The sequence below is a fragment of the Dapis hubbardiae BLCC-M172 genome, assembly GCF_050016015.1.
Taxonomy (GTDB): domain Bacteria; phylum Cyanobacteriota; class Cyanobacteriia; order Cyanobacteriales; family Microcoleaceae; genus Trichodesmium.
Window position 1 is genome coordinate 14,369 of sequence record NZ_JBNHEQ010000141.1, and the last position, 24,853, is coordinate 39,221.

The window sequence follows — 24,853 nt, forward strand, 5'->3', positions numbered from 1 at the left end:
TTCAATCCTTCACAATATTAGGAGTCAAATAATGGTTTCCAAATTTTCTGCGTTTTGGAATAAAGATGGTAGTACCCAACCCGATGCACCCCGTTGGGCTAATTTACGCGCCGAGATGCGCAGCGCTTTCCCTACTTACTATTCCACAGGAGCCTCAGACCCCTTTGCAGATATGGTTCACCAAGCTATTCGTTATCTTGACCGACTCAAGCCACCCCAGTCTACCTCCCCTACAGGTACACCGGGCTATCTAGGAAACGATCCGACTGGTCCCCATTATGGTAGAGTGACTGAAGCGCGTCTGGGGGAAAACATGGCTTCGGTGGAAGATGTGCTTGAGGAGGCAGCAGAACTATTTCGAGGAATGCCCAACTGGAATCATCCCCTGGTAATGCCTAACGTTATTCCTCCCGCCAATACTGCTGCGATTATTGCTGCCATGATGACTCAGGTTTTCAGTCCCAATATTATTGAGGGGGAATATGCGTGGGATGTAGAAAAGACTGAAATGGAGACCTCTGCAATATTGGCCGATCTGATTGGTTGGCCGACGGATGAAGCGGGCGGTCTGTTCACTTTTGGCGGTTCTGGTTGCTATTTTTATGGCATCAAATACGCCCTGACGAGTTGTTTGGGCATGAATTCCCGTTGTAATGGCATTCGCACCGATGCCAAGGTGTTGGTGTCTCAACAGGGTCACTACTGCAAACAGAACTCCACGGACTGGACAGGTCTTGGCATGGAGAACTACATCGAAATCGACACCGATGACGTGACGAATGCGATGGATTTTGACCACCTAGAAGAAGTAGTGCGAGTCCTCCATTCCTCAGGTACACCTATCGCTGCTATTGTCTGCACAATGGGTACAACAGATGCTTTTGCGGTAGACCCCATTGACAAAGTAAGGGAATTGGTAGATGAACTATATCCCCTAGAAAAACATCCTGACGGAGTAGGACGACCCCTAATTTATGCTGATGCGGTGATTGGCTGGTCTTGGCTGATGTTCAAAGGATATGACTTTGCAGAGAATCCCTTGGGCTTTGCACCAGCAGTTTTGGCGCAGATTCAGAAAAACTATAACGCGATTAGCAAAGTTGTCCACGCTGATGCTATTGGCTGTGATTTCCACAAAACTGGTTGGTCAACCTATAATTGTAGCGTGGTTATGGTTCGCAGTTTGCATAAATTCCAAGAACTTCTAAGTCGTCCTGGTTCGGCTTATCTTCAGGCGCGTACTTGCTACAACCCCGGTCTCTACACCCTGGAAGTTTCCCGCTCCGGTTCCTATTCAATGGCAGCTTGGGCAACTCTGAAATACATGGGTTATGAAGGATTCCGCTCAGTTCTGGGAGGCATTTTGGAAATCCAACATTACCTGCGCCATGAGGTTATTGCTAACGAGCAAAGCGTGGTCTGTGTCAACACAGCAGATTCAGGTTTCGTGACTCTGTTCCGGGTTTACAAAAAGGGAGTGGATGCTAAAGCTCAATACGAAAAAGAACTGAACGATCCGGCAGCTAAGGAAGAACTGGAAGCCAATAATGAATTGCAGAAAAATATAGCCGATATGCTGTGGCAGTGGCATCGCGACGGTCAGTTGCACGAGGGAGGTTATGCACCTTACATTAGCTATACCAGTGGTTTCCGGCCAACAGATTATGACAATGATGAAATAGAACCTGGTTTCATTTATGCTGTAAAAGCCTATCCGATGAATGTCAACATTACCCCGGAAGTGATGGATGAACTGATTCGGTTGGTATTGGTGGCGCGGGATGCCATTGAAGCAGGCACAGTTCCCGAACCCAAGGATGATGCCGGAAATTGTCCGTTGCCTTACTCTGACTTCTCGAATATTAAACCTCTTGTATGTGCTTCCGATGAAGAAGATGCTGGTGGTTCCACCTCAGACAATCTTCTCTCTGGTATTGGGCGTCAGTCTCGCAAGGCGTTGAAGCGACTCTGGAAACGCCGTCGTAACAAAAAGTGTGATTCTTAATCGTAATCAAAGTTAAGTTTTGATGCTGGAGACGAAATTGTTCTCCACCTTAAATTTGGACTACTTGTGGCTTCACTTAATCAAAAGTAGAAAAACGAATCAAACGTTATGAGTACAAAAAAACCTTTGGCTTTCAGTTCTCTTGTTACCTTGTTTTGTACCTGCTTCCTAGCAGTAATTATTGGACTAACCTCCAATGCTGCTCCTGCCAAAGCAGATGTTATCTACCATGCTTTCGACGAATGTTTTGCCAACGTCACAGCAAAACTGCCTGAAGTTGAAGCAGCAGGATATAACTATATTCAAATTTCCCCTCCCAATCAAACACCAGGACGGGAAGATGATGCCTGCACTTCAGACAAATATTGGTACTTTCAGTATCAGCCATTTGATTACGTTCTAGAGGGAAATCTAGGTTCGGAGCAAGATTTAAAGGATTTGATTGACGCTGCTCACGAACGGGGAATTAAAGTTATTGCTGATGTGGTATTTAATCACATGGCTAATTATCGTTTCTATAAAGATGTTGCACCTTTCCCTGAAGCATATCCGCTCTACCCAAAAAAGGAATATTTCCGCGAGGCAAAATGTATCGGCGACTATAATAATCCCTACGAAGTTGAAAATAATTGGTTATGCAGTCCTAATGATCAGGAAGGATTGCCAGATTTGAGGACAGACTTACCTTATGTGCAACAGCAACAGCATGAGTATATGCAAAAACTGATGGATATGGGAATTGACGGTTTCCGCTTTGATGCTGTCAAACATATTTCTGTTGAAGATTTAGAGAAGATCGTCGAAGTTATCCCTGAAGATAAGTTTTACTATGGTGAAGCTATTGGGCGCAACTATGACGAAAGCATGAAATATATTCCAGTGTTTCCCAAAGTAACAGATTTTCAACTGGTTAATACCTTGAAAGATGCTTTTAGTTATGGAGGAGACTTACGTTCTTTAGTTAATCCAGCAGATAGTCAACGTGCATTACCAGGTGATGATGCTGTCACATTTGCTCGGAACCATGATACCTGGGCACCAAGACAGTTTGATAATTGGAAATTTGACAAGGACGATTTAGTTTTAGCAACAGCTTACGTTTTAGGGAGAAAAGAAGGAACCCCCTTGATTTTAACTTTTGATGCTTTTGAACCTACAATTGTTGCTGGCACAAAATTTCACGAAGAAATGATAGCAGAACCACAATATTATCGCAATGGTAAGGAAATTGCTGACAGTGCAGATAGTCCGAATTTACTATTTGTTGAGCGTGGAGACAAAGGTTTAGCCATTATTAATAAAGCTGGCGAAACATTTGATGTTACAGCAGCCAAAATGCCAGGTTTAGGAGTAGGTTGTTACAACGAGCTACAATACGACTTTGAAATGTGTGTAGACTACGGTGATGACGGTCAAAAGTACATTAACAAATGGGGTTCTCCTAATCGCGGTGGGATTGAAATCGGTCCCCGTACCGCATTATTTTTTGTCAAAAATGAGGCTTAAGGAACTTCTGGTGCGTTAAGCTTTAAATAGTTATAATTAAACTTCGTAGAATTGCTCTAGCAATTTCTATAGCTCGGGCTAGAGCAATTCTACAAACAAAAACTTTAGATTAGTCCAGAAAGTGAGCGATCGCCTCCGGCACCAGCGGAGCCGATCGCTTCCTAACTAGAGGCCATCGCCAAAAAACTAAACCTCTGGACGATATTTCCAGAGTTCATGTTCTTATTTAGAGGTTTTTCTCAATGATTTTGAATCGTATTTGGAAGCATTTGTGGAATAAGGTAGTGGCTGTTACGATCGCCACCGCTTTCTTTTTGAGTGTCGCTGTCCCTCCGGCGACAGCATGGAGCCTATCCGACCTATTCAAAGGCTTTGGTTGGTTTAACAAATCCGAACCTGCTGCTACAACCTTTAGCCTACAACTACTCCACGCCTCAGACTTTGAAGCTGGCCTGGAAGCCTTGGAGGACGCGCCCCGTTTTTCTGCTGTGCTTAATGCGCTCAAAGATGACTACCCCAATACCCTTTTCCTTTCCTCTGGGGATAACTACATCCCCAGTCCGTTTCTGTTTGCAGGTGGCGACCCAAGCCTGAGCGACACCCCCGTGGGCAAAGCTGGCATCGGCCACGCCAATATCGAAATCCACAACCAACTGGGCGTCCAAGCCTCCACTTTTGGCAACCACGATTTCGATCTGGGCACGAAAGAAGTTAGCAATATCATTCAACCTTCCGGCGAATACCGTGGGGCGTTATTTCCTTATCTGAGCGCGAACTTAAATTTCGGTACAGATGCAGACTTGGCGGACAAGGTGACGGAAAACGGACAAGAGATTAGCACGCTTTCAGCCGGACAATTAGCAGGGACAGCGATCGCTGCCCTTGGCGACGAAAAGATCGGTATCGTTGGTGCAACCACACCTTTATTGCCAGTGATAGCTTCCTCCGGCGACGTTACCGTACTCCCAGCAAATGAGAATGACTACGACGCCTTGGCTGCTGACATTCAGAATGCTGTAGACGAGCTGACGGCAACAGGCATCAACAAAGTAATTCTTTTAGCCCACATGCAACAGTTGAATATTGAGCGCGACGAACTTGCTCCTCGCCTGCGAAATGTGGATATCATCGTTGCGGGCGGTTCCCATACGTTGCTCTCTGATGAAACAGACCGCCTCCGCGCTGGAGATACCAGTGCTGGTCCCTATCCCATCCTCAAAACCGATGCCGACGGAAACCCAATTGCCGTAGTCAACACCAAAGCCAACTACACTTATGTCGCTCGTCTGGTGGTAGACTTCGATGGCGATGGTATCCTCGTCCCCGAAAGCATCGATTCAAGTGTCAGCGGAGCTTACGCTACTGACGAAGAAGGGGTTGCAGCTATTGGTGGTACTCCAGATCCAGAAATTGTTGCTATTACTGATGCTCTCAATGGGGTTATCGCAAGTCAGGATGGTAACGTTTTTGGTAATACAACAGTTTTCCTCCGGGGCGATCGCTCATTTGTCCGCACCGAAGAAACCAACCTGGGCAATCTGACCTCCGATGCAGACCTGGCTTATGCCAAAACGATAGACCCCACAACACGGATTGCTTTGAAAAATGGGGGCAGCATCCGTTCTAACATCGGCATCATTAACGCTGCTAGTGGTAGCACCAACCCCAATGACTTTGAACTGTTGCCCCCAGAAGCAAATCCGGAGGCAGGTAAAACAGAAGGACAAGTTTCAGAACTGGACATCAACAACTCTCTCCGCTTCAACAACGGACTCACCCTGATTACCCTAACAGCAGAACAACTCTTACAGACTATTGAACATGGGGTTTCAGGGACGGCTCCCGGTGCAACGCCCGGTCAATTCCCCCAAGTAGGCGGTCTGAAGTTTAGCTTCGATTACGAACGTCCTGCTGGCGATCGGGTAATCTCTTTAGTCGTTTTGGGCGATGGCGAATCTGATGTGGTTGCTCAAGATGGCGAAGTTGTTGGAGATCCCAGTCGCACTTTCCGGGCAATTACCGTTAACTATCTCGCTGATGGTGGCGACAGCTATCCTTACCCCAGTTTTTTGAGTGCCGATCCGGTTTTGTTTAATCGTGTCGATCTCTTGGGCGAACCGGATAGCGATGGAGACGGGGATTTTGAACCCGAAGAAGACCTCAACAAAAATGGGGTGAGGGATGAGGCTATTGCAGAACCTTTCGATGGGGTTGCCGACTTTGCTCCTTTCGGTACTGAGCAGGATTCACTGGCAGAATACTTCCATCAAGTTTTTCCTACAGCAGACATGGCTTTTCAGCAAGCGGACGGAAATCCTGCCTCTGATGAGCGTATTCAGAACCTGGCATTTCGGGAAGATACGGTGATTTCTCAATAGAGGAATTTTTGCGGGATCTTATACTAAATCCGGTTTATAGAGTACCCTTTTGTGGAGATGGGGAGATGGGGAGATGGGGGGATGTTAGAGAGGATTTTGAAAAAGGTACTTTTAATAACCGGATTTGGTATTACAGTGCTTTTCCTGCAAGATAGACCAAAAAGTAGGGAAGTTGCATACAAATTCCCTACAGGGTTTTGGTAATGACGATGTGGTTTATTGATATGAAAACTGCTTTCATTAATTGATAATTGATAATTACCTCTGGTTAAAACCGCTACGGAATTGAAGATAAGGAAATATTATTTCTTCTCAAGGGGAGATTGGATATGGCGAGGTCTCCCGAAGAGTGCAGAGCCGCGTTTCATGTCGCGCAGCCTTTCATGTCGGCTCAAGCGCCGAAAACGCAATTCAAGTCGCTCCGCGTTAACGAAGTTTTGCGTAAGCTAAACGCCATCCCATCCTAAGGTCATGCTGCCTCTGAAAGAGGAACTGCCTCTGAAAGAGGAGCTTCGCTAACGCTAACGCTAACGACCGCTTTTTTCCCCTATCCAAGGGGAGGCTTTAAACCATAATTATTTAATTATTAATTATTAATTATTAATTATTAATAATTCGGTAATAAACTGGGTTTATGGAAAATAAATGTCAGTGTAGTAATAAATTTCATATAAACCCGGTTTCTATCGTTTATTTAAACGATACTACTAGATTTAATATGTATCTCGTCTAAAGCCCAACTACTAACCTAATTATAAGTATTCAAACGAACATGATATAAAGCAGAAATACCTGAATATTACACCTTATACATAATAACTATTTATCTTTTAGCAATAACCCAAACAGCATGAACAATTCCTGGGATATAACCTAGTAAAGTCAAAAGAATATTCAACCAAAATTGACCGCCAAAACCTACTTGTAGAAATACGCCAAGCGGTGGTAAAAAAATCGCACAAATTAAACGAACAATATCCATGTTAATCTCCTTAAGAAAATGTTTCTATAGTATACTATTATATAGCACAGAACCATCCTGGTAAGGTAAAAAATTTCTTAGTTTTACGGAGTAGGCAGTAGGGAGTAAAGAGTAGTAATATCAAATCAGCTTAATTCGGTATAAAAAATGTTCCATCTTTGACATAGCTCCAAATCTTTCTCAATCTCCCCATTTCCCCACACTCCCAGTTTGATTCCATGCTACAACTTTTTTAACGCAAAATCCCTCTTTTCTTCAATCCTTCATCTAATTGTCTCAAAAACTGTAAATCTCTCTCTGGTAAATACCCGCCACTATCCTTTTCTAAAAAACTAAACGCTTGCCTAAACTCATACCCACTTGTCTGAATAGGTGCATCAAAATGACAGGAAATAATCTGGCGAAAATTCCAACTTGCCACCTTTTCAACCCACTCCATCACCTGCTGTGGATCGCGATTTAAAATCAGAGTTTGCAATATAGGCGCTACTAACAACCGCCCCTCCTGTCGTAATTCTGTAAAAGAACGCTGCCAGTAAGACTTCCACCGCCACGGTAACAAACCAAAATATGCACGCTTCGAGCGATCGCCTGCTTTCCCCACATTCTTCAAAACTTCCCCTGTAGGAACTACATCTAAAGCATCCACCTGAAAATACAATGCAAACAAACATATTTTTTGCCACCCAATACGTCTATTTGTGGGAGTATCTTCTACCAGATCAAACACATCATCTTTAGCATGAAATAATAAAGGATAGGGATCTAAATTCAAAATCTCCGGGGGTTCAGCAGGTACAGATAAAACAGTATCAACCGCCAGTAAAGTTTGGGATGGACTATGCCAAAATGCTACTTCTGCAAAAGGTCTGAAACCAATATCAAGGGGTCCGAGAGTCGCGTAGTCAAATTCTGCTGCAAAAGGTGCATCTGCACTATTAGTCGGGAGTAGGTAGGTACGGTTTCTTGGTAAACCCAACCAACTCAGGGGTAAATTTAGAGGAAAACTCCATTGGTTGGGTGTGACAAAAACTTCCGCCGTGGGAAATTTTCTCGCAAAGGGTCCTACATATACTTTATGTTCTAAGCCAGAAATAGTTGGTAAAATAATGCAGCGAACTTCTCCATATTTTTCTACCAATTCATTGACAAGTCTGACACATTCTCGTGTTGGTGCTATTGGGGCATAGACAAACAAACCACCTCCAATCATTCTGACTATTGTCATCCTAATTGGCACAGTGACATAGAAGATACCCTGGAGTTGGTCAAAAGTCCAGATTGTATCTTTAACTATTTCTTTTCTTAATGTCCGTCGTTGACCATAAGGGTATAAGGGTAAAATTGGCCATAGTGGCCATGACCAATCCCTGGAGTTAGAATTCTGCTGTTGTATTTGTTTGTCTGAACGCACCTTTTATGCAGTTATTTACTACATTTATTGACATACCCCCGACGTTGCCCTTACGGGACAACGCGGGATTCTTCAGTCTGGGAAACCCTGACCGCTGTTTACGCTGTTTAGACAGAGGTGATGTCCTCCCCCTGCGTGTGATCATGCTAGATATTATAATGGCTGTGTATATAATTGTCAATGGTGATAGCAACTAGGACTATAGGAAAACCGTAAACCCTAGCCCGGCTTTCCCATACGACGCTCCCCTACGGGAGAGCGCGGGACTTCCCGCCGGGGAAGTTAATTTATCAAGACTTAGGCATCCAAACAAGAAATTGGGTTTAGTACGCAAAGAAACCGGGTTTTTAGGATAAATCGTTGCTTTTATAGAAGCCCTAACAGTATCTCCAGAAAATAGGTTCAATTCGAGAAGGAATTGATAAAAAATGGGTAATAATTGATTTGATGATGGAATGAGTGGCAGATATCTAATACACCCCATCTCCCCATCTCCCCCACTCCCCCGCTCCCCTACTCCCCTAGTCTCAATCTATAATTTTAAATAGATCCCAAATGGGTTCTATAGGCGCTACGCATTAAGGCTCTTGACATTTCTAAATCTTGTTTGCGCAGCATGACCTAGGAAAACCCTTTGACAGTTTACTATTCCCTATTCCCTATTCCCGACTCAAGTAGCGCTATAACAATAAACATTGAGGAAAAAACCCGGTTTCTGGGTTCGCCTGCGTAAGTCCTGAAATTCTTACTTTTGACTTTTGACTTTTGACTTTTGACTTCATATAGGCATTTCTACTGTAAAAGTTGTCCAACCATTAGTGCTAGTGACAAATAAATTGCCATTTAACTGTTCTACTAATTTTTTGACTAGAGCTAAACCTAAACCTGTACCACCTTGTTTCCAAGGATCGGCATTAGGAACTCGATAAAATTTATTGAAGATTTTAGGTAACTCGGATTCGGGAATTTTTGATGGATTACTAACTATAAATTTGATGGGAGTTGGAGTTTCTGAGAGGCTTTTTTTGTTGTTTTTTTTCTGATTAAATTCTATTGAAAATTTGATTTCTCCACCATCTTCAGTATATTTGCAAGCATTATTCAGAAGTTCTGCTAAAATCCTGGCCAAACTATTATTATTAGAACGGATTTTAGGTAGTTGTTTAGGATATTTAGTCTTGAGAATTTGTTGCCTTTCTTTTACCCGCGATTTAAAAGGTTCCATAATCGAAGGCAGCCAAGTTGTTAAGTCTATTGTATCTAAAGCAATAGATTCAGAACCTGCTTCTAGGCGCTGTAAATCTAATAAATCGGTGATTAATTCAATTTCTCTTTTGCACTCTGTATCTAAAACATTCAAATATCTTTCACCCTTTTCTGGGAGAGGAAATACTTTCAGCAGATGAATAGCCATTTTCATATTTGAGAGAGGTGTTCTCAATTCGTGGGAAACGGTGCTTAAAAAATCATCTTTGAGAATATTAAGTTGCTGTAATTCTTTGACTTTTTGTTCCAATTCAGCAGTACGCTCTTGTACTTGTCTTTCTAAGTCTGTGTTGAGGGTTTGTACTTGTTGATAAAGTTGAGCTTGTTGGATCGCGATCGCTAACTTGGTTGCTAATTGCTGCAATAAATCAATTTCAGATGGTTGCCACTCTCGAATTCCAGAATATTCTTGGGTACACATAATTCCCCATAATTGCCTATCTTGAGAAATGGGTACTATCAAGAAAGATTTTACCTGCTTTTGCTGCAAACTTGTAATTTGTTCTATAGCTAAATCTGTTTGCTCAATATCTGCAACTGCCTGAATCTTATTTTTATTTACTTTTAATTTTGACATTAAACATTCAGATGAAGCTCGATCGCCCATCCAAGAATTGCAATTACGATCTATTGACTCAGCAACTATCTTGGTGACTTTTGCGGATTTTACTTGAAATAAAACTACTCGATCTGCTTTCAAAAATTGTTGCACTTCTGTAACTGCTGCATTAATTATTTCATTGAGATTTAGAGATTGATGAATCCTGAGAGCAATTTTTGCCAGGAGGCGATCGCGCTCCAACTGTTCCTGTATTTCTGCTGTTCGTGCCTGAACTTCTTTTTCTAATTCTGTGTTTCGATTATGTAACAGATTAAATTTTTCGGCTTGTAGTTGATTAACGTCTTTTCGTAATTCTCTGACTAACCCAAACATTACTGTGGGGTCTAATACTTGTAGTAAACTTGTCTGATTCACTGTTCCCAGTAACTCTCCTTGTTGGCTGCACACTATCAAGATTTGCACTTGTGCTTGCAACATTTTTTTATGAGCATTCCATAGAGAATCAGTTGGTTGCAGAAAATTAATTTGAGTTTTCATTACCTTTTTTACAGGTATTTTTGCCAAATCTATATCCAGAAAATATGCTTGGGCAATCTCATCATTAGCAATTATACCAATCGGTTTTTCGATACTTTGTCCTTGAACTTTTTTCTTCTGTGTAATAATTACACTATTCACTTTATTTTCTGCCATCAATTGACTTACTTTCAACAATGATGCTGTTCCTGAGATTGTCACTGTAACACTATCATTTTTGACTTCATTTACTCGTTTTAATCTCAGAATGTTAGAAGGTTGCAGAACCTGACGAATTTTTTCTGGTGTAACAACACCAACTATTTGACCTTGACTATCTAGCACTGGTAGATGACTAACTTTATGTTTTCGGAACAAAGACAAAGCTGTAAATAAATCTTCATCGTCTGATTCTTTGAGAGTAATAACATTAGATGTCATTACCTCGCCTATCTGCACATCTTCTGATAAATTTTGTAGATTCTTAAGTTTATCGGCAGCAATTAATTTGACAAGATCGCTGGCAGTAAATATGCCTAATAAAGAAGGTTTTGAATTATGCTTTTGTTCTTCCTCAACAGGTATATTTTTTACTACTAAAACACTTGTTGCTTTTTCTTGGTTTAATAATATTGATTGCTCGACCTGCTCATTTTCAGATGTATTCACATTGGGCAAAGCAGAACTCTTATGTAACTTACTCATTAGTTTTAGTACATTTACCAGAGGAGTTTCTGGAGTCACTGTTAAGGGATGACGGTCAATAGCTTGTTGTAGAGGTGATGAATACATACTAGATTGAGCAATCATAATTATATTTCCTAATTTTCTTAGCTAAGAGTCACTTACCAATGGATAATGGATAATTAATCAATCCTACTTTATTCCCTCTCCTGTTCAATGGATAATTGATATAAGAAGAGAGTTTTTATGATCTACTCTCCATTATCCATTCTTCAATTATCCATTATCAATTAATGAAAATATCATCTAGATTTTTTTAGGTAAATTTAGAATTTCGGCCTTGGTGATGCGTGGCTATGATTTTTCTACAAACCTAGAAACCGGGTTTGTATTAGATGCCGATACATACTGACACCTGTCTCGAACAAACCCGGTTTCTTAGCAACATCCTCTAGATTTCATAGCTCAGTTCACCAACACCAGAATTTCTTATCTTTAGCAGTTGTATGACAATAGTAGTTATTACCTAAAATTAAAAATTAATGTAAATTATAGCACAAAATTCATTTTTTATCAATATTTGTAAGTGATAAAATTATAGATTGTATTGTTCAATCAAAACCACCATTATCAAAAAAATCTATGAACTTGGGAATTAAATTAAGATACCAGTATCTTAATTATTTTACATTAGCCTTACTTCTGCTAGTAACTGCCTGTGGAGGTGGAGAGAAAAAAACAGAACCTATTGAGACTCCCTCAGCTACAGTAACTCCAGAAGAAGAAGAGATAAGAAGCTATGTTCTAGTTGATGGTTCAAGTACCATTTTTCCCATCTCCGATACAATGGCTCAAAATTTTATGCAGGATAATCCTGATATTCAGGTAATTGTAGGCATATCTAGTTCTGGTTCTGGACTGAAAAAGTTCTGTATTGGGGACACGGATATATCAAATGCTTCCCGTCCCATTAAAAAGTCTGAGATCGATCTGTGTCGGGCAAACGGAATAGAATTTGTGGAAATTCCCATTGCCTTTGATGCTATTTCTATTATTGCCAATCAGTACAATGACTGGTCAGACTGTCTAACTATAGAAGAATTAAAAAAAGTTTGGCAACCTGATGATGCTGATAAAATTACCAACTGGAAGCAAATTCGTGATAATTTTCCCGAAGAACCCCTGCGTCTTTATGCCCCTGACACTGACTCTGGTACTTATGATTACTTCACTGATGCTGTTGTTGGAGCAGCAGGTAAAAGCCGAAAGGACTTCAAGGCTAGCGAGGATGATAATATAATTATTCAAGGCATCCAATCTGACTGGGGTAGTTTGGGCTTCCTCAGTCTTGCCTACTATGAAAATAATAAGGATATTTTGAAGTTAATCGCTATTGACAATGGAAGTGGTCAATGTATTGAACCAAGTCAGGAGGCGATCGCTAATGGTACTTATACTCCTCTATCTCGTCCATTATTCTTATATGTGAATAAAAATTCTCTAGAAACAATGCCTTTTGTTAAAGCTTTTGTTGATTACCAAATAGATGTTACTAACAAGGAGGTAATTTCTGAAGTGGGTTATGTCCCAATATCAGGAATTATACAAGTAAAAGTAAAGAAGCGTCTTGAAGAACTCACTACTGGGTCAGTTTTTGAAGGAGAATCTGCCGTTGGTGCTAAACTTACTGATAAATATTTGTCCGAAAAAGAAAGAAAGCAGATGGGTGGCAGTTAAACAGGGGAGTAGGGTAGTAGGGGAGTAGGGGAGTGTGGGGACTGTGAGGACTGTGGGAAGTGTGGGGACTGTGGGAAGTGTGGAAAAAAAATATATATTCTCACGCTTCTCAAATCTAGTCACAGCAATATAGCAGTTTTCACGCTGGATAGGCCACAGTTGATATGCACCGGAGAGGATGATGGAATATTTGTTGATGTCAGAAGTTGAGGAGCGAGAACTTTGAAACTAGCCTTTGACTCCTGTACGGGCGTTTTCCTGCGGAACATGTAAAACGAAGTTGTGCGTAGCTAATGGCCATTAGCTAGCGAACAACTTTCCTATCGGAATGCTCCGCAAACGTTTTATACCAATTACTAAAAGTAATGCTATACTTAGCTAACACTTCAGTTATTAAGTAGTTAACACCGATATTTTAATATTTTTGCTAATTTTAGCACTTGTTAATGTTAATTATTCTTATCTTTACTTCTCTGTAGGGACGCCCTTATGCAACGTCCCTACCACTCCCCTACTCCCCTGCTTAATCAAATGTAGAAAACTTTTTGAGAAATGGTATTACATGTTCCGTAGGAAAACGCCCCTAAGACTCCTGACTCCTGACTCCTACAGTAGTTTTGTGGTTTACTCAACTGAAAAGCGCTGTAATTTAATTTCTGTATATCAGGAATTTGATGGCTCTTCCTCCTATCTAACCTCTGACTTCTAACTTCTAACTTCTCAATTCAGGTGATTATTCTTTACTATTCCAGAATTTTTGTTTCAAAATATTAAGTAAGGATGAGTTGAGAGTATTGTCCATGTTTCCATTCTTTACTAAGTCCTGCTGTGGTTGGGACTTTTTTCAACCAGAATCTCGTAAGGCCCAACAGGAGAATAAACTTAAATTCCTCAAGTGGATGCGAGATGACCTAGAAACTAGATTGGCTGGACTTAATGCGGCCATTCAGACTATAGAACGACAAATCAATCAAGAGCAAGATTCAGCTTCCTAAGCTATCTTGAGTAAACTATTTTTCGTTCTTACACTTTAACTACAGTTATATATTTTGCTGGGGCGTAATATTTTGCGCCCCTTTTTATCAGTTATCAGTTATCAGTTATTAGTTATCAGTTATCAGTTATTAGTTATTCAGTGCCTAGAAAAAATTAATTACCGAAATATTGTGGTTTAAAGCCTCCCCTTAAAAGGGGATAATAAATAAAAATTTTCCTGTTCGTCAATCCTATCCGTTTTCAAGGAGAGGTAATTCGCGCATTCTAAATTCTAAATTCTTGAACTAATTTTCTTCCCTGTAATTTTTACAAAATTAGGCTATTGAGTATCCAGAGTATGTGTAATTAATTTTCCATAACTACTTATTGTTAAGGGAAAAATTTTAATTTTCTCCTATTACCCAACCAACCTATTTCCTACCTACTAGAAAAAGTTAATATAGCAATATTTTTTGAAATTGGTATTAAGTAGCAATTAAATGTAGGGGTTTGGTGACCAAACCCCTACCAAACTGATGCTAGAATCTTATTCTCCAAAGCAAGTGGATTTGATATTACTCCTGTGCTAGGCATTTCTTATTCCTACACACCATTAATATGCAAGACTACCAACTTTTAACTTTCGTGAAACGGTATTAGCAAAATATGATCGAAGCTATTCATCAAATACCCCCTTTCCAAGCTTTGGCCCTCCAAGTCAAGGCTGAGGCCGTAAATCTGGCCAATGACCGCTCAGAAGCGCGATCGCTCATCGAACAAACTATTAACCGCATCGGCCAACAAATAGCTCCCAGTAAAGCATTTATTGGGCCTAACTGTAAATTGGTCCTCTTACCAGAATATTTCCTCACAGGTTTTCCGATGGCGGAGTCTTTGACAGGTTGGGCAGAAAAAGCTTGTTTAGAAATGAATGACCCACTTTACGATCGCCTGGGAGAAATTGCCCAAAAAAATGCTATTTTTCTGGCGGGCAATGCTTATGAACTTGACCCCAACTTTCCCGAATTATATTTTCAAAATTGCTTTGTTTTTGACCCCACTGGCAATATGGTATTACGCTACCGCCGTCTGAACTCGATGTTTGCTCCTACCCCCCATGATGTTTGGGATAAATATCTTGACTGTTACGGTTTAGAGGGTGTGTTTCCTGTTGCTAAAACAGCGATCGGTAATCTTGCTGCTGTTGCTTCTGATGAAATTTTATTCCCAGAAGTGACGCGATGTTTGGCGATGCGGGGGGCAGAAATTTTACTCCATCCTACCTCTGAAGTTTATGGACAAGCGCGATCGCCTAAAGAAGCTGCTAAAGTTTCTCGTGCTGTGGAAAATATGATGTATGTTGTGTCTGCTAATACTGCTGGTATTGCGAATACTCCTATTGCTGAAGCTTCGGTTGATGGGGGTTCCAAAATTCTCGACTATAGAGGTTTAGTATTAGCAGAAACTGGGCAGGGGGAAAGTATGGCAGCTTATGCAGAAATTGATATTACTGCTCTGCGCAACTATCGCCGTCAAGTGGGAATGAAAAATTTGTTAGCAAGACAACGGTGGGATGCTTATGCAGAAAGTTATAGTCAATTTCATGGTTATCCTGGTAATACTATGGATAGTGGAGTTGTGGAACGAAAACATTTTATTGAAACTCAAGTTGCAACTATTGAAGAGTTGGCGAAACAAGATATTATCTAATAGACATCTCCAGAAAAGAGGGAACAGGGAACAGGGAACAGGGAACAGTAATTGATAATTTATGGATAATAATTGATTTGATTTTTCATTTTTGGAGAAGTCTAATAGCAAGTCTGGTAGCATCATTCTTCTAAGGTAAGGTTCAATAATTAATAATTAATAATTAATAGTTAATAATTAAGAATTAAGAGTTGATAGTCAATTAATTATTCATTCAACAATTCACGCCTTGAAGCCTCCCATTCTAATTAATAAAATAATTTACCAAAAAATGAGGTCTAAAACCTCCCCTTGGATAGGGGATGAAAAAATATTTAACTCAGTATTTCAAGCCTCCGACTAAGGTCTGAGGTTCACTGATAAATGTTTTGCTGACGCAAAGCTCCGCTTTATATGTCGGCGACAGCCGAAGTGCGTAATTAGGAGCATTCCGTCAGGAAAGTTGTGCGCCAGCAAAACGCTGCGCGACATGGAAAGCGGAGCATTCCCTATACGAAAAAGCGCAGCTCCTCCGCAGGAGGCTAACTGAAATGACCCAATCAAATTTTGATCTCAAAATCCTGCCAAATTCGTCATAATTTTGTTCCTGATGCTACTAAAGCAGACATAGGTAAAACCAATTTATTTGTATCAAAATAAGGTTGTGAGGTTTGACGAATAGCAGTCCTAATATCTGCAATATTTTCCTCGGTTTGATTGCGAAGTAAACCACCTGTTCTTGCCGTACCTTTATAAAAAGTATCAAACAAGAAATCAGCATTTGCTAATTCCCAAGTCAAAGAAAATTTACTTACCAAAGGATGAGAAAAACCTGCATTTTGTAACGCTGAAATACAGTTTTGTTCTTCACTAAAATAAAAAAATGGAGGTCCTTCAGGAAGCTCTACTTCTAAATTACCATAAGCTTGAATTGCTTCATAAACTAACTTAATCCCAATACATTTATCTATTACATCCCAGACAGTAAAAGCAAATTTTCCTGGATGACGCAGCACTCGAAATGCTTCATTAATTGCTTTTTGAGGTTCAGCCAAATGTAACATCCCAAAATTCATTACAACAGCATCAAATTCTTCATTTTCAAAAGGTAAATATTCGGCTTCTCCTTGAATAAATTCTAGGTCAGGATTAAGTTGTTTAGCCTTTTTTAACATGGCATCAGAAAAATCTAAGCCAATCACTTGACATTGAAGTTTAGCAGCACCCGCAGCTACATAACCAGGCCCAGTAGCAATATCAAGTATTTTAGTTCCTGATTGGGAGTTTACAGCATTCAAAAGTGGTGGAATCATTTGATTAGTTAGAGAACCAAAAGAATTATCATATTGGTCTACAGATTGTTGCCACGCATTATATTCAAATTCTCTAAATTCTTGGGCTAAATTAGTCATTTATTTTATCTGATTTGGACAGTTTTTTTTACTCTATCATACTAAGTTCATTAATTAATAATGAATAATGAATAATTGATAATTACCTCTTTAACAATTGATAATTAAGAATAGATAATGGATAATTATTTTTGTTTTCGGCTGTCGCCGATATGTTTGCGGAGCATTACATTAGGAAAAAGCTGCGCGAGATGAATGAGGAGTATGACAAAGTTCAAGCTTTGCGGAGCGCAAAAACAATTACCAATTATCCATTTAAAAGGAGAGGATTTAAACTTTTATGGATTAATTATCCATTAGTAATTATTAATTATTAGTTATTAAACTATACTATAGTATATACCAATTTAGTAAATACTTGCTGATACATGATAAAGGTTTTTTTATCAACCTTAGTATCATACTAATTTAGTAGATACTTGCTTACAACTGATAACTGAAATGCTATACTCTGTTTCTAATAAGCACTTTTTTGTCAGATTGTTTGATGTAATTGGTATATAGCAATCCTAAATAGGTCGTGATAAATTAAAAAGTAGATAAAAAACTTGAAACTTCGGTCTGTTCCCTGTTCCCTATTCCCTAAAAAGGAGTAAGATTTTTGCCACGAATAAAATAGGATTGCTATAATATACTCGTAATTCCTAAAATTCACTAAATCAAAAAAAAGAAGCACGCTTTATGGTTAGTCAAATCCAAGTGCGTAACCCACGTTCCGGCAAAATAGATTATTTTATTACTCCTCCAACAGCAGCAGAAATTGCTGCTAAATGTATCAGCTTACGCACAGCACAAATTGAGTGGCAACAGTTAGGAATAGAAAAACGAGTTGAGGTAATGCAAAAGTGGAAAAAATCAATTTTGTCTGACCAAGAAAAGTTAACTAAAGCATTAGTAAATGACACAGGTAGAATCATAGAATCAAGAATAGAAATTGACTCTGTAATTAATAGTATAGATAGATGGTGTAACTTAGCGCCAGACCTCTTAGCAACTGGGGAAACAAAAACTACAACAATTCCATTTATTCAACTGCAAAATCATTTAATTTCTTATCAGTTAGTTGGTATTATTAGTCCCTGGAATTTCCCCCTATTGTTATCTTTAATAGATGCAATTCCGGCTCTACTTGCTGGTTGTGCTGTTATAGTTAAACCTAGTGAAATTACTCCTAGATTTATTCAACCTTTGTTAGAAACTATAGCTACTGTTCCATTTTTGCAGGATATTTTTACTGTTATTGAAGGAGCTGGAGAAACTGGTGCAAATTTAATCGAATATGTAGACTTTATTTGTTTTACTGGTAGTGTTGCCACAGGTAAAAAAATTGCTGAGGAAACAGCAAAAAAGTTGATTCCAGCTTGTCTAGAATTGGGAGGAAAAGATCCAGCAATAGTCCTTGATTCAGCAGATTTAGAGTTAGCAACATCGGCACTTTTATGGGGTTCGGTTGTTAATGCAGGGCAGTCATGTTTATCTATTGAACGTATTTATGTAGCCGAGTCAATTTTTACAGAATTTATTACTAAAATTACTGAAAAAGCCAAAAGTCTGAAGTTAAATTATCCTAATATTGAATCTGGAGAAATAGGACCAATTATTTCGGCTCAACAGGCAGAGATTATTACCGAACATTTACAAGATGCAGTGAGTAAAGGTGCAGTTATTCATTGTGGAGGAAATGTAGAAAAATTAGATGGTGGTTTCTGGTGTTTACCTACGGTTTTAAGTCAAGTAAATCATACTATGAAAATAATGACTGAGGAAACTTTTGGACCAATAAAACCAGTTATGTCTTTTGCTACTGTCGAAGAAGCAATTAGGTTAGCAAATGATACGATTTATGGTTTAAGTGCTGCTGTATTTGCAGGTTCTGAAACTGAAGCTTTAGCAGTTGCTAGTCATATAAATGCTGGTGGAATTAGTATTAATGATGCAGGTTTAACAGCCTTAATAAATGAAGGAGAAAAAAATTCTTTTAAGTTTTCTGGTTTAGGTAATTCCCGAATGGGTGCTGATGGTATGAAAAGATTTCTGCGGAAAAAAGCGATTTTAACTAAAGTAAATTCTGTTCCTAATCCTTGGTGGTTTGATTAAATCCTAAAATTATATTAGCAAAGCTTTAGGATAGATGAAACAGTTCAGTAGGGTGCATTAATGAAATATAATGCACCGTCTATCCTAGTAATTATCTCTATGGATGGTGCGTTACGCGATCGCTAACGCACCCTACTTTTCACTTTTTACTTTCTTTCCAAGCTTTCTTTTTTCCCGGATTTAATAAACCATAAGTTGATGAAATGTAACGCACCAACTGATACTAAATAAAATCCTATAATTTAAACAACAGCAAACTCAGTTAACTTGCGAGTTTCAGGATCGTGGAAAGCTAAAACAATATCTTCTTTAGGTACATTTTCCCTTAATAATTCATTAGCAATTCCTTCCTCAGTCCAATCTTCCTCAATATAAATCTTCTCATTTTTAATCCGAATATAAACAGAAATCGCTTTAATTCGCCTATCATTTTTCCAGCCAATATTAAACCAAAGATATTGACTTCTTTGGTCGTCAAACATTAATATCTCATCTATATCAGGATCGGGAACCTGTGCTGATATTCTTTGATAATTCGTTAAAATTTGTTTGATTATCTTCTGATAATGAATTAGCTTATCCATTTAATAATCTCCTCTTTTTTAATGTCAATCACTAATAGTAAAACTTGATATTTTTGCAGAATTAATTTAATTGCAACTTGTGCAAAAAACTTTTCATAAATTTTATTACCAACTGCTAAATAAACTTTAAAATCGGGATGTGTAAGAGAAAGAAATGTTTGATAAATTAAATATTGTCCTAATGCTGTTTCAAATTCATGCATCGGAGAACGACTCAGAAAACTTTTAATTTCAATCACAATTTGTTGCCCTTCCCTTGTGGCAGAAATTGTTTTTTCACCAGCTAGATCGGCAAATAATTTAACTTCTTCATATTTAATAGGATAAGGGTCAAAAGTAATTGTCCAACCATCTTTAATTAAAGCATTTTTAACAGCTTGATGATAAGTATCTCTTGCTGGCATTATTTCCTTGTAATAATTGGAACTTGCTGATTAAATCTCAAAGTATTTACAGATAAATTTTTGAGCAATTTTATACCCTGAAAAATTTGGATCTTTTCGGAATGATAGCTGAAAAAGTAAGCATTTTGAGGTAACGATGACAGAAAAATCACTTTGAGTATTATGAACGACCATCTTCGTCTATAACTCTTATTTCTAACTCTGTAGGGACGTTGCATACAACGGCCCTAACCTAACTCAACAAAAGGATTTTTTTTCTCCATGAATTGAGAGACTTTATACCTTAATTTTTCGATAATTATTAATTATCTTGGATGAAAACCATCGTATTGAAGCAAGTGCATAAATCTTGTTTCTTTAATTATCCATTATTAATTATTAATTATCCAACCAAGCTTTCATTTTTCCCGGATTTAATAATCCATAAGGATCTACCTTTTGCTTAAATTCTAACTGTTCAAAGTCTGTAGTTTTCATTCCCCCATCTTCCAAAATATAGGTATGAGGATTAAAAATCATTACCCCATTTTCCTCGTGATATTCAATAATTTCATTTAGTCGTTCTTCTGAACTATAACGGACAATTTGTAATCCTACTGGTGTAGTTTTACCATCCATTTTCATAAACTCTAAGTGCATGATTACTTCATCACCAAAATGCCGATACATTTTTTCTACAAGTGCCAAATTTCTATCGCTTGGAAAACCACTTTGTAAATAAGTCAAATTTGTATCTACACTCCGAGCGTGTAATGTTGTATGGTTCCAAGTAAACTCATATATAGGTGTACCTTTACTTGCCTCTTGAGCAGTTTTTTCATAACAAATTTCACCGTTAAATTCTTTAAGCAAATCCTGAAAAGATGCCAAACTATATTCAGACACCATCAAAAAAGCACAATGTTTTCCTTCAGGAATTGAATTTTTTAAGCCAGCAAAAAAACTAGGTATCGGCCACCCAAAAACAGTAATTAATTTTTTGACAATTCCATCAGCATCTCCTAATGCTTGAGCGAATTTTGCACAGGTCATAAAATTATCAAAAGTTACTATTAATTCTGCCCAAGGATAAGTAGGAGCTAGAGGTATTTCTAATTGAGTAATAATTCCATTTGTTCCATAAGCATGATTAACTTTTTGTACATCATCACCCCGCAATTCTATAACCCTTGGTTCCTCCTCCATAGTAACAACTCGGACAGCAGAAACATTACCTCTATCTCTCAATCCACCATAATTAATTGAACCAATTCCACTACTACCACCACCGATAAAACCGCCAATTGTAGCAGTACGATAAGTTGAAGGAAACATCCTAATTTCCCAACCAATTTCTTTTGCTTTTTTATCTAAATTTACTAATTTTACTCCTGGTTCAACACAAGATAAACTAGGTTTAATCCAATTAATATTATTCATTTTTGTAGTGTCGAGAACCACCCCTCCCTCTAAAGGAATACATTGCCCATAATTACCAGTTCCAGCACCTCTAATTGTTAAAGGTGCTTGATATTTAACGCAAGTTTTAGCTATTTGTAAAACTTCGGATTCGTTGGTAGGGCGAACAATTAAATTAGCTCTTTTGTCTTTCAGTTTAGATTCTAAAACAGGGCTGAAATGATAATAGTCTAAGGAGAGTTTAACGACTTGATTTGGGTCAGTAATAATTTCAATATTTGTTAGTTCTGATACTAGGGCATCCCAATTTATTTGTTTTGTTTTAGTTGTTGTCATTAGTATTTTGAGTAAAAGATTATTTTAACATTATTAGGACTTACGCAGAACCCCCATACATAGTAGGGGCGAATGGCATTCGCCCCCTACAGATAGGGTATTGTCTAAGAATTTGCTTAAGTCCTGATTATTATATAGAATTCAGCTAAAAATTAGTCATTGCGACGATTGTTGCAATCTCTGGGGTGGCGCGAGATTGCTTCCTTTAAACAGAATTAAATCGGCAGACAACCCAACTCTAATTCTACCAATATTAGGCAAACTAATTAAGTCCGCAGGAGTCTTAGTTGAGTTGTAGCGTGCTCAAGTTTGTAGTAGATTGAGACATATTAAATGGTGCGTTACGACGGATTTTTCAATGCCTTTCATAGTCTAAATTTTAGCCGTCTAACGCACCCTACTGGACTGTTTCATCTTAAATGGTGCAATAGGCTTTTTCTCCCTTACCACCTTGTCTTCCTTGTCCCCCTTGTCTTCCTTGTCTTCCCACAACCTAAAATCTAATGCACAGTTTTAGCTGGAACATTCCACTACTGGTGTTTGTTTTAAAATCAACTCCCGTAAATTTTCCTCCTATTCAAATAAACTATCTAATTCACAATAATCAGGTAAAGTTGTATCAATAACTCGACCATTTCTCAATAGCACCCTATCATGTTGAGACCGTGATAAAAGTTCGCTAAAATTCCTACCTTTAAACAGAATTAAATCAGCATCCAATCCAACTCTAATTCTACCAATATTAGGCAAACCAATTAAATCCGCAGGAGTCTTAGTCACAGCATTCGGCCAATCCCCATAAGGCATATCTAAATGAGCAATTCTCACCGACATATTAAACACTTCCAAAACATCATGGTCGCCAAATCCAAAAAACGGGTCGCGACAATTATCACTGGCAATAGCAACAGAAATTCCTTGTTTTTTTAACTCATGTAATAAAGTCACACCCCGCCATCTCGGAGTATAATTATCTTGCCGATTTTGGAGATAAAGATTACACATTGGTAGACTCACAATACTAATACCAGCTTCCTTAACTAACTCCAGAGTTTCTGTTACTTTTTCCGGAGTTTGTACAGCCAAACTACAACAATGTCCGCAGATAATTTTGCCAGAAAATTGATGACTAATTGCCTTCTTAGCAACCTTGTGTAAAACCCTAGAATTAGGGTCTCCATTTTCATCAGTATGTAAGTCTAAATCTAATTGTCTTTCCTTCGCCAAACTAAATAATTTATCTAATTCATTATCCACATCTGAACTCATAAAAGGAACCGCCCCTAATATCCCACCAATATCGGCAATTTTATCCGCTAATTTTTCTCCAGCTTCAGTAAGATAATAATCACCACTAACCAAAGAAACAGGTTGTAATATTAATCTACCTTCCCACTCTTTTTGTAATGTTTGAAATACCTCCAAACCAATATTTACCTCTTCTCCAAAACAGTCAAGATGAGTCCGAATAGCTTTTGTACCATGAGCATAACTACATTTAAGACCAAATTCCATCCGACGATAAATATCTTCAGCATTCCAATATTTTCCCGCATCCCTAGCACCCGCATCCAAAGCACCATTAAAACTACCATCTAAGTTAGGCGATCGCTCCCAAATATGTCCTTTATCTAAATGAGTGTGCATATCCACAAAACATGGCCACACCATACCACCTTGCAAGTCAACAGTAGGAATGTCCCCAGTTGAAGGTAAGCCTTTTGAGGAATGGACAATTTGTGTGATGACTCCCTCTCTAATTTCTATATTTACTAAAGACAAACCTTCCCTAGTTTGACTTGATATCTCTGAGTCAGTTTCTATAAGACATACAGGTACATGAGCATTTTTTAACCAATAGTTAGAAGTATCAGAGATTACTGAAAATTTTTGATTGTTCATAATTTATTTTATCGGTAAATTTCATTAAGACCTCTCCCCCAACCCCTCTCCTACAAGGAGAGGGGCAAATATTCCCCCCCTTCCCTTGCAGGGAAGGGGGTTGGGGGGTTAGGTTTTTTTACCCACAATTTTAGTCTAGACACGCTACTACAGGGACTATCTCCGTGGCACAATAATGTAGAGAAAATTATCGGCAAAAGGATTAATTTCAATGATGACTGAATCTAGATTACAGACTGCATTAAAAAATGGCCAAGCTCTAAAAGTTATTAGTGGTTTGACTAATTTCGACAAAGATAGAGTCGCAGCAACCGTTAAAGCTGCAACTTTAGGTGGAGCAACCTTCCTTGATATTGCTGCCGATCCTAATTTAGTAGAGATGGCACGCAGTTTAACTAATTTACCTATTTGTGTTTCTGCTATTGAACCTGCTAAATTTGTACCAGCAGTAGAAGCGGGTGCTGACTTAATTGAAATTGGTAACTATGAGGCATTCTACGCTCAAGGAATGCGTTTTGAAGCAGAGGAAGTTTTACAGTTAACTCAAGAAACTCGCAAACTTTTACCTAATATTACTCTTTCTGTAACTGTTCCTCATCTTTTAGAATTAGATCGGCAAGTACAACTAGCTACTGAGTTAGTAACAGCAGGTGCTGATATTATTCAAACTGAAGGTGCTGTCATTGCTAAACCAACTCATCCCGGAACTTTGGGTTTAATTGAAAAAGCAGCTCCTACTATCGCAGCAGCTTATGAAATTTCTCGTGCTGTCACTATACCTGTGTTGTGTGCTTCTGGTATTTCTAATGTTACTGCTCCATTAGCGATCGCTGCTGGTGCTGCTGGCGTTGGTGTGGGTAGTGCTATTAACAAACTGAATGATGAAGTAGCGATGATCGCTGCTGTTCGTAGTTTGGTGGAAGCTTTGGCAACTGTTAGTCATGTGAAAGCAGATGCAATGTCTGTTTAATTTGCTTGACTTGGAGAGTTTTCAGGTTAATGAACT

The 24,853-nt window shown here is 38.7% G+C and carries 16 protein-coding genes; 8 read left to right on the forward strand and 8 right to left on the reverse strand.

Annotated features, from left to right (window positions below):
* The first annotated feature begins 172 nt into the window (after positions 1-172).
* The 3 genes from ACP6PK_RS12310 to ACP6PK_RS12320 all read left to right on the forward strand — a co-directional run bounded on the left by ACP6PK_RS12310 (position 173) and on the right by ACP6PK_RS12320 (position 5,889).
* Positions 173-2,005, forward strand: coding sequence for a pyridoxal phosphate-dependent decarboxylase family protein (locus ACP6PK_RS12310; RefSeq protein ID WP_426559868.1), 1,833 nt, complete (start codon positions 173-175; stop codon positions 2,003-2,005).
* 108 nt (positions 2,006-2,113) lie between these two features.
* The gene (locus ACP6PK_RS12315) at positions 2,114-3,511 is read left to right on the forward strand and encodes an alpha-amylase family glycosyl hydrolase (RefSeq protein WP_426559850.1); all 1,398 of its coding nucleotides are present in this window, start codon (positions 2,114-2,116) and stop codon (positions 3,509-3,511) included.
* A gap of 242 nt (positions 3,512-3,753) precedes the next feature.
* Positions 3,754-5,889, forward strand: coding sequence for a bifunctional metallophosphatase/5'-nucleotidase (locus tag ACP6PK_RS12320; protein WP_426559851.1), 2,136 nt, complete (start codon positions 3,754-3,756; stop codon positions 5,887-5,889).
* A gap of 823 nt (positions 5,890-6,712) precedes the next feature.
* Here the strand turns inward: ACP6PK_RS12320 and ACP6PK_RS12325 are convergent.
* The 3 genes from ACP6PK_RS12325 to ACP6PK_RS12335 form a co-directional block, all read right to left on the reverse strand.
* Positions 6,713-6,871 (reverse strand): YqaE/Pmp3 family membrane protein, encoded by a 159-nt coding sequence (locus tag ACP6PK_RS12325; protein WP_094678002.1) that lies wholly within the window; start codon positions 6,869-6,871, stop codon positions 6,713-6,715.
* Positions 6,872-7,103: 232 nt separating this feature from the next.
* The gene (locus ACP6PK_RS12330) at positions 7,104-8,285 is read right to left on the reverse strand and encodes a DUF4336 domain-containing protein (RefSeq protein ID WP_426559852.1); all 1,182 of its coding nucleotides are present in this window, start codon (positions 8,283-8,285) and stop codon (positions 7,104-7,106) included.
* Between the two features lie 778 nt (positions 8,286-9,063).
* Complete coding sequence (locus ACP6PK_RS12335; protein WP_426559853.1) at positions 9,064-11,439, reverse strand: CBS domain-containing protein; 2,376 nt, start codon at positions 11,437-11,439, stop codon at positions 9,064-9,066.
* 516 nt (positions 11,440-11,955) lie between these two features.
* On the opposite strand from ACP6PK_RS12335, the gene ACP6PK_RS12340 reads away from it, so the two are divergent.
* From ACP6PK_RS12340 to ACP6PK_RS12350, 3 genes are all read left to right on the forward strand, one after another.
* Positions 11,956-13,050, forward strand: a complete 1,095-nt coding sequence (locus tag ACP6PK_RS12340; protein WP_426559854.1) for a PstS family phosphate ABC transporter substrate-binding protein — start codon at positions 11,956-11,958, stop codon at positions 13,048-13,050.
* A gap of 800 nt (positions 13,051-13,850) precedes the next feature.
* Positions 13,851-14,045 (forward strand): hypothetical protein, encoded by a 195-nt coding sequence (locus ACP6PK_RS12345; RefSeq protein WP_094673104.1) that lies wholly within the window; start codon positions 13,851-13,853, stop codon positions 14,043-14,045.
* 646 nt (positions 14,046-14,691) lie between these two features.
* Entirely contained in the window at positions 14,692-15,735 is a 1,044-nt protein-coding gene (locus ACP6PK_RS12350; RefSeq protein ID WP_426559855.1) for a nitrilase-related carbon-nitrogen hydrolase, read from the forward strand.
* A 572-nt stretch (positions 15,736-16,307) separates the two neighbouring features.
* Here ACP6PK_RS12350 and ACP6PK_RS12355 read toward each other — a convergent pair.
* Positions 16,308-17,126, reverse strand: a complete 819-nt coding sequence (locus ACP6PK_RS12355) for a class I SAM-dependent methyltransferase (RefSeq protein WP_426559856.1) — start codon at positions 17,124-17,126, stop codon at positions 16,308-16,310.
* Between the two features lie 681 nt (positions 17,127-17,807).
* Between ACP6PK_RS12355 and ACP6PK_RS12360 the strand changes: the two genes are divergently transcribed.
* Entirely contained in the window at positions 17,808-19,223 is a 1,416-nt protein-coding gene (locus tag ACP6PK_RS12360) for an aldehyde dehydrogenase family protein (RefSeq protein ID WP_426559857.1), read from the forward strand.
* Between the two features lie 242 nt (positions 19,224-19,465).
* Here the strand turns inward: ACP6PK_RS12360 and ACP6PK_RS12365 are convergent, their stop codons facing one another.
* From ACP6PK_RS12365 to ACP6PK_RS12380, 4 genes are all read right to left on the reverse strand, one after another.
* Positions 19,466-19,807 (reverse strand): XisI protein, encoded by a 342-nt coding sequence (locus ACP6PK_RS12365; protein WP_426559858.1) that lies wholly within the window; start codon positions 19,805-19,807, stop codon positions 19,466-19,468.
* Positions 19,795-20,211, reverse strand: a complete 417-nt coding sequence (locus tag ACP6PK_RS12370) for a XisH family protein (RefSeq protein ID WP_426559859.1) — start codon at positions 20,209-20,211, stop codon at positions 19,795-19,797. The genes ACP6PK_RS12365 and ACP6PK_RS12370 overlap by 13 nt, the downstream gene beginning before the upstream one ends.
* 378 nt (positions 20,212-20,589) lie before the next feature.
* Entirely contained in the window at positions 20,590-21,945 is a 1,356-nt protein-coding gene (locus ACP6PK_RS12375; protein ID WP_426559860.1) for an FAD-binding oxidoreductase, read from the reverse strand.
* A 573-nt stretch (positions 21,946-22,518) separates the two neighbouring features.
* A complete protein-coding gene (locus tag ACP6PK_RS12380) occupies positions 22,519-23,847 on the reverse strand; it encodes a cytosine deaminase (RefSeq protein WP_426559861.1) in 1,329 nt (442 codons plus the stop codon).
* A gap of 211 nt (positions 23,848-24,058) precedes the next feature.
* On the opposite strand from ACP6PK_RS12380, the gene ACP6PK_RS12385 reads away from it, so the two are divergent.
* Positions 24,059-24,817 carry a DUF561 domain-containing protein gene (locus tag ACP6PK_RS12385; RefSeq protein ID WP_426559862.1) on the forward strand — a complete coding sequence of 253 codons (759 nt, stop codon included), beginning with the start codon at positions 24,059-24,061 and terminating at the stop codon, positions 24,815-24,817.
* Positions 24,818-24,853: the final 36 nt, after the last annotated feature.

What these genes read in the sequence shown, in the direction of transcription:
- ACP6PK_RS12310 (WP_426559868.1), top strand. Translation starts at nt 173, where the DNA reads ATGGTTCACCAAGCTATTCGTTATCTTGACCGACTCAAGCCACCCCAG.
- ACP6PK_RS12315 (WP_426559850.1), top strand. Translation starts at nt 2,114, where the DNA reads ATGAGTACAAAAAAACCTTTGGCTTTCAGTTCTCTTGTTACCTTGTTT.
- ACP6PK_RS12320 (WP_426559851.1), top strand. Translation starts at nt 3,754, where the DNA reads ATGATTTTGAATCGTATTTGGAAGCATTTGTGGAATAAGGTAGTGGCT.
- ACP6PK_RS12325 (WP_094678002.1), bottom strand. Translation starts at nt 6,871, where the DNA reads ATGGATATTGTTCGTTTAATTTGTGCGATTTTTTTACCACCGCTTGGC.
- ACP6PK_RS12335 (WP_426559853.1), bottom strand. Translation starts at nt 11,439, where the DNA reads ATGATTGCTCAATCTAGTATGTATTCATCACCTCTACAACAAGCTATT.
- ACP6PK_RS12340 (WP_426559854.1), top strand. Translation starts at nt 11,956, where the DNA reads ATGAACTTGGGAATTAAATTAAGATACCAGTATCTTAATTATTTTACA.
- ACP6PK_RS12345 (WP_094673104.1), top strand. Translation starts at nt 13,851, where the DNA reads ATGTTTCCATTCTTTACTAAGTCCTGCTGTGGTTGGGACTTTTTTCAA.
- ACP6PK_RS12350 (WP_426559855.1), top strand. Translation starts at nt 14,692, where the DNA reads ATGATCGAAGCTATTCATCAAATACCCCCTTTCCAAGCTTTGGCCCTC.
- ACP6PK_RS12355 (WP_426559856.1), bottom strand. Translation starts at nt 17,126, where the DNA reads ATGACTAATTTAGCCCAAGAATTTAGAGAATTTGAATATAATGCGTGG.
- ACP6PK_RS12360 (WP_426559857.1), top strand. Translation starts at nt 17,808, where the DNA reads ATGGTTAGTCAAATCCAAGTGCGTAACCCACGTTCCGGCAAAATAGAT.
- ACP6PK_RS12365 (WP_426559858.1), bottom strand. Translation starts at nt 19,807, where the DNA reads ATGGATAAGCTAATTCATTATCAGAAGATAATCAAACAAATTTTAACG.
- ACP6PK_RS12370 (WP_426559859.1), bottom strand. Translation starts at nt 20,211, where the DNA reads ATGCCAGCAAGAGATACTTATCATCAAGCTGTTAAAAATGCTTTAATT.
- ACP6PK_RS12375 (WP_426559860.1), bottom strand. Translation starts at nt 21,945, where the DNA reads ATGACAACAACTAAAACAAAACAAATAAATTGGGATGCCCTAGTATCA.
- ACP6PK_RS12380 (WP_426559861.1), bottom strand. Translation starts at nt 23,847, where the DNA reads ATGAACAATCAAAAATTTTCAGTAATCTCTGATACTTCTAACTATTGG.
- ACP6PK_RS12385 (WP_426559862.1), top strand. Translation starts at nt 24,059, where the DNA reads ATGATGACTGAATCTAGATTACAGACTGCATTAAAAAATGGCCAAGCT.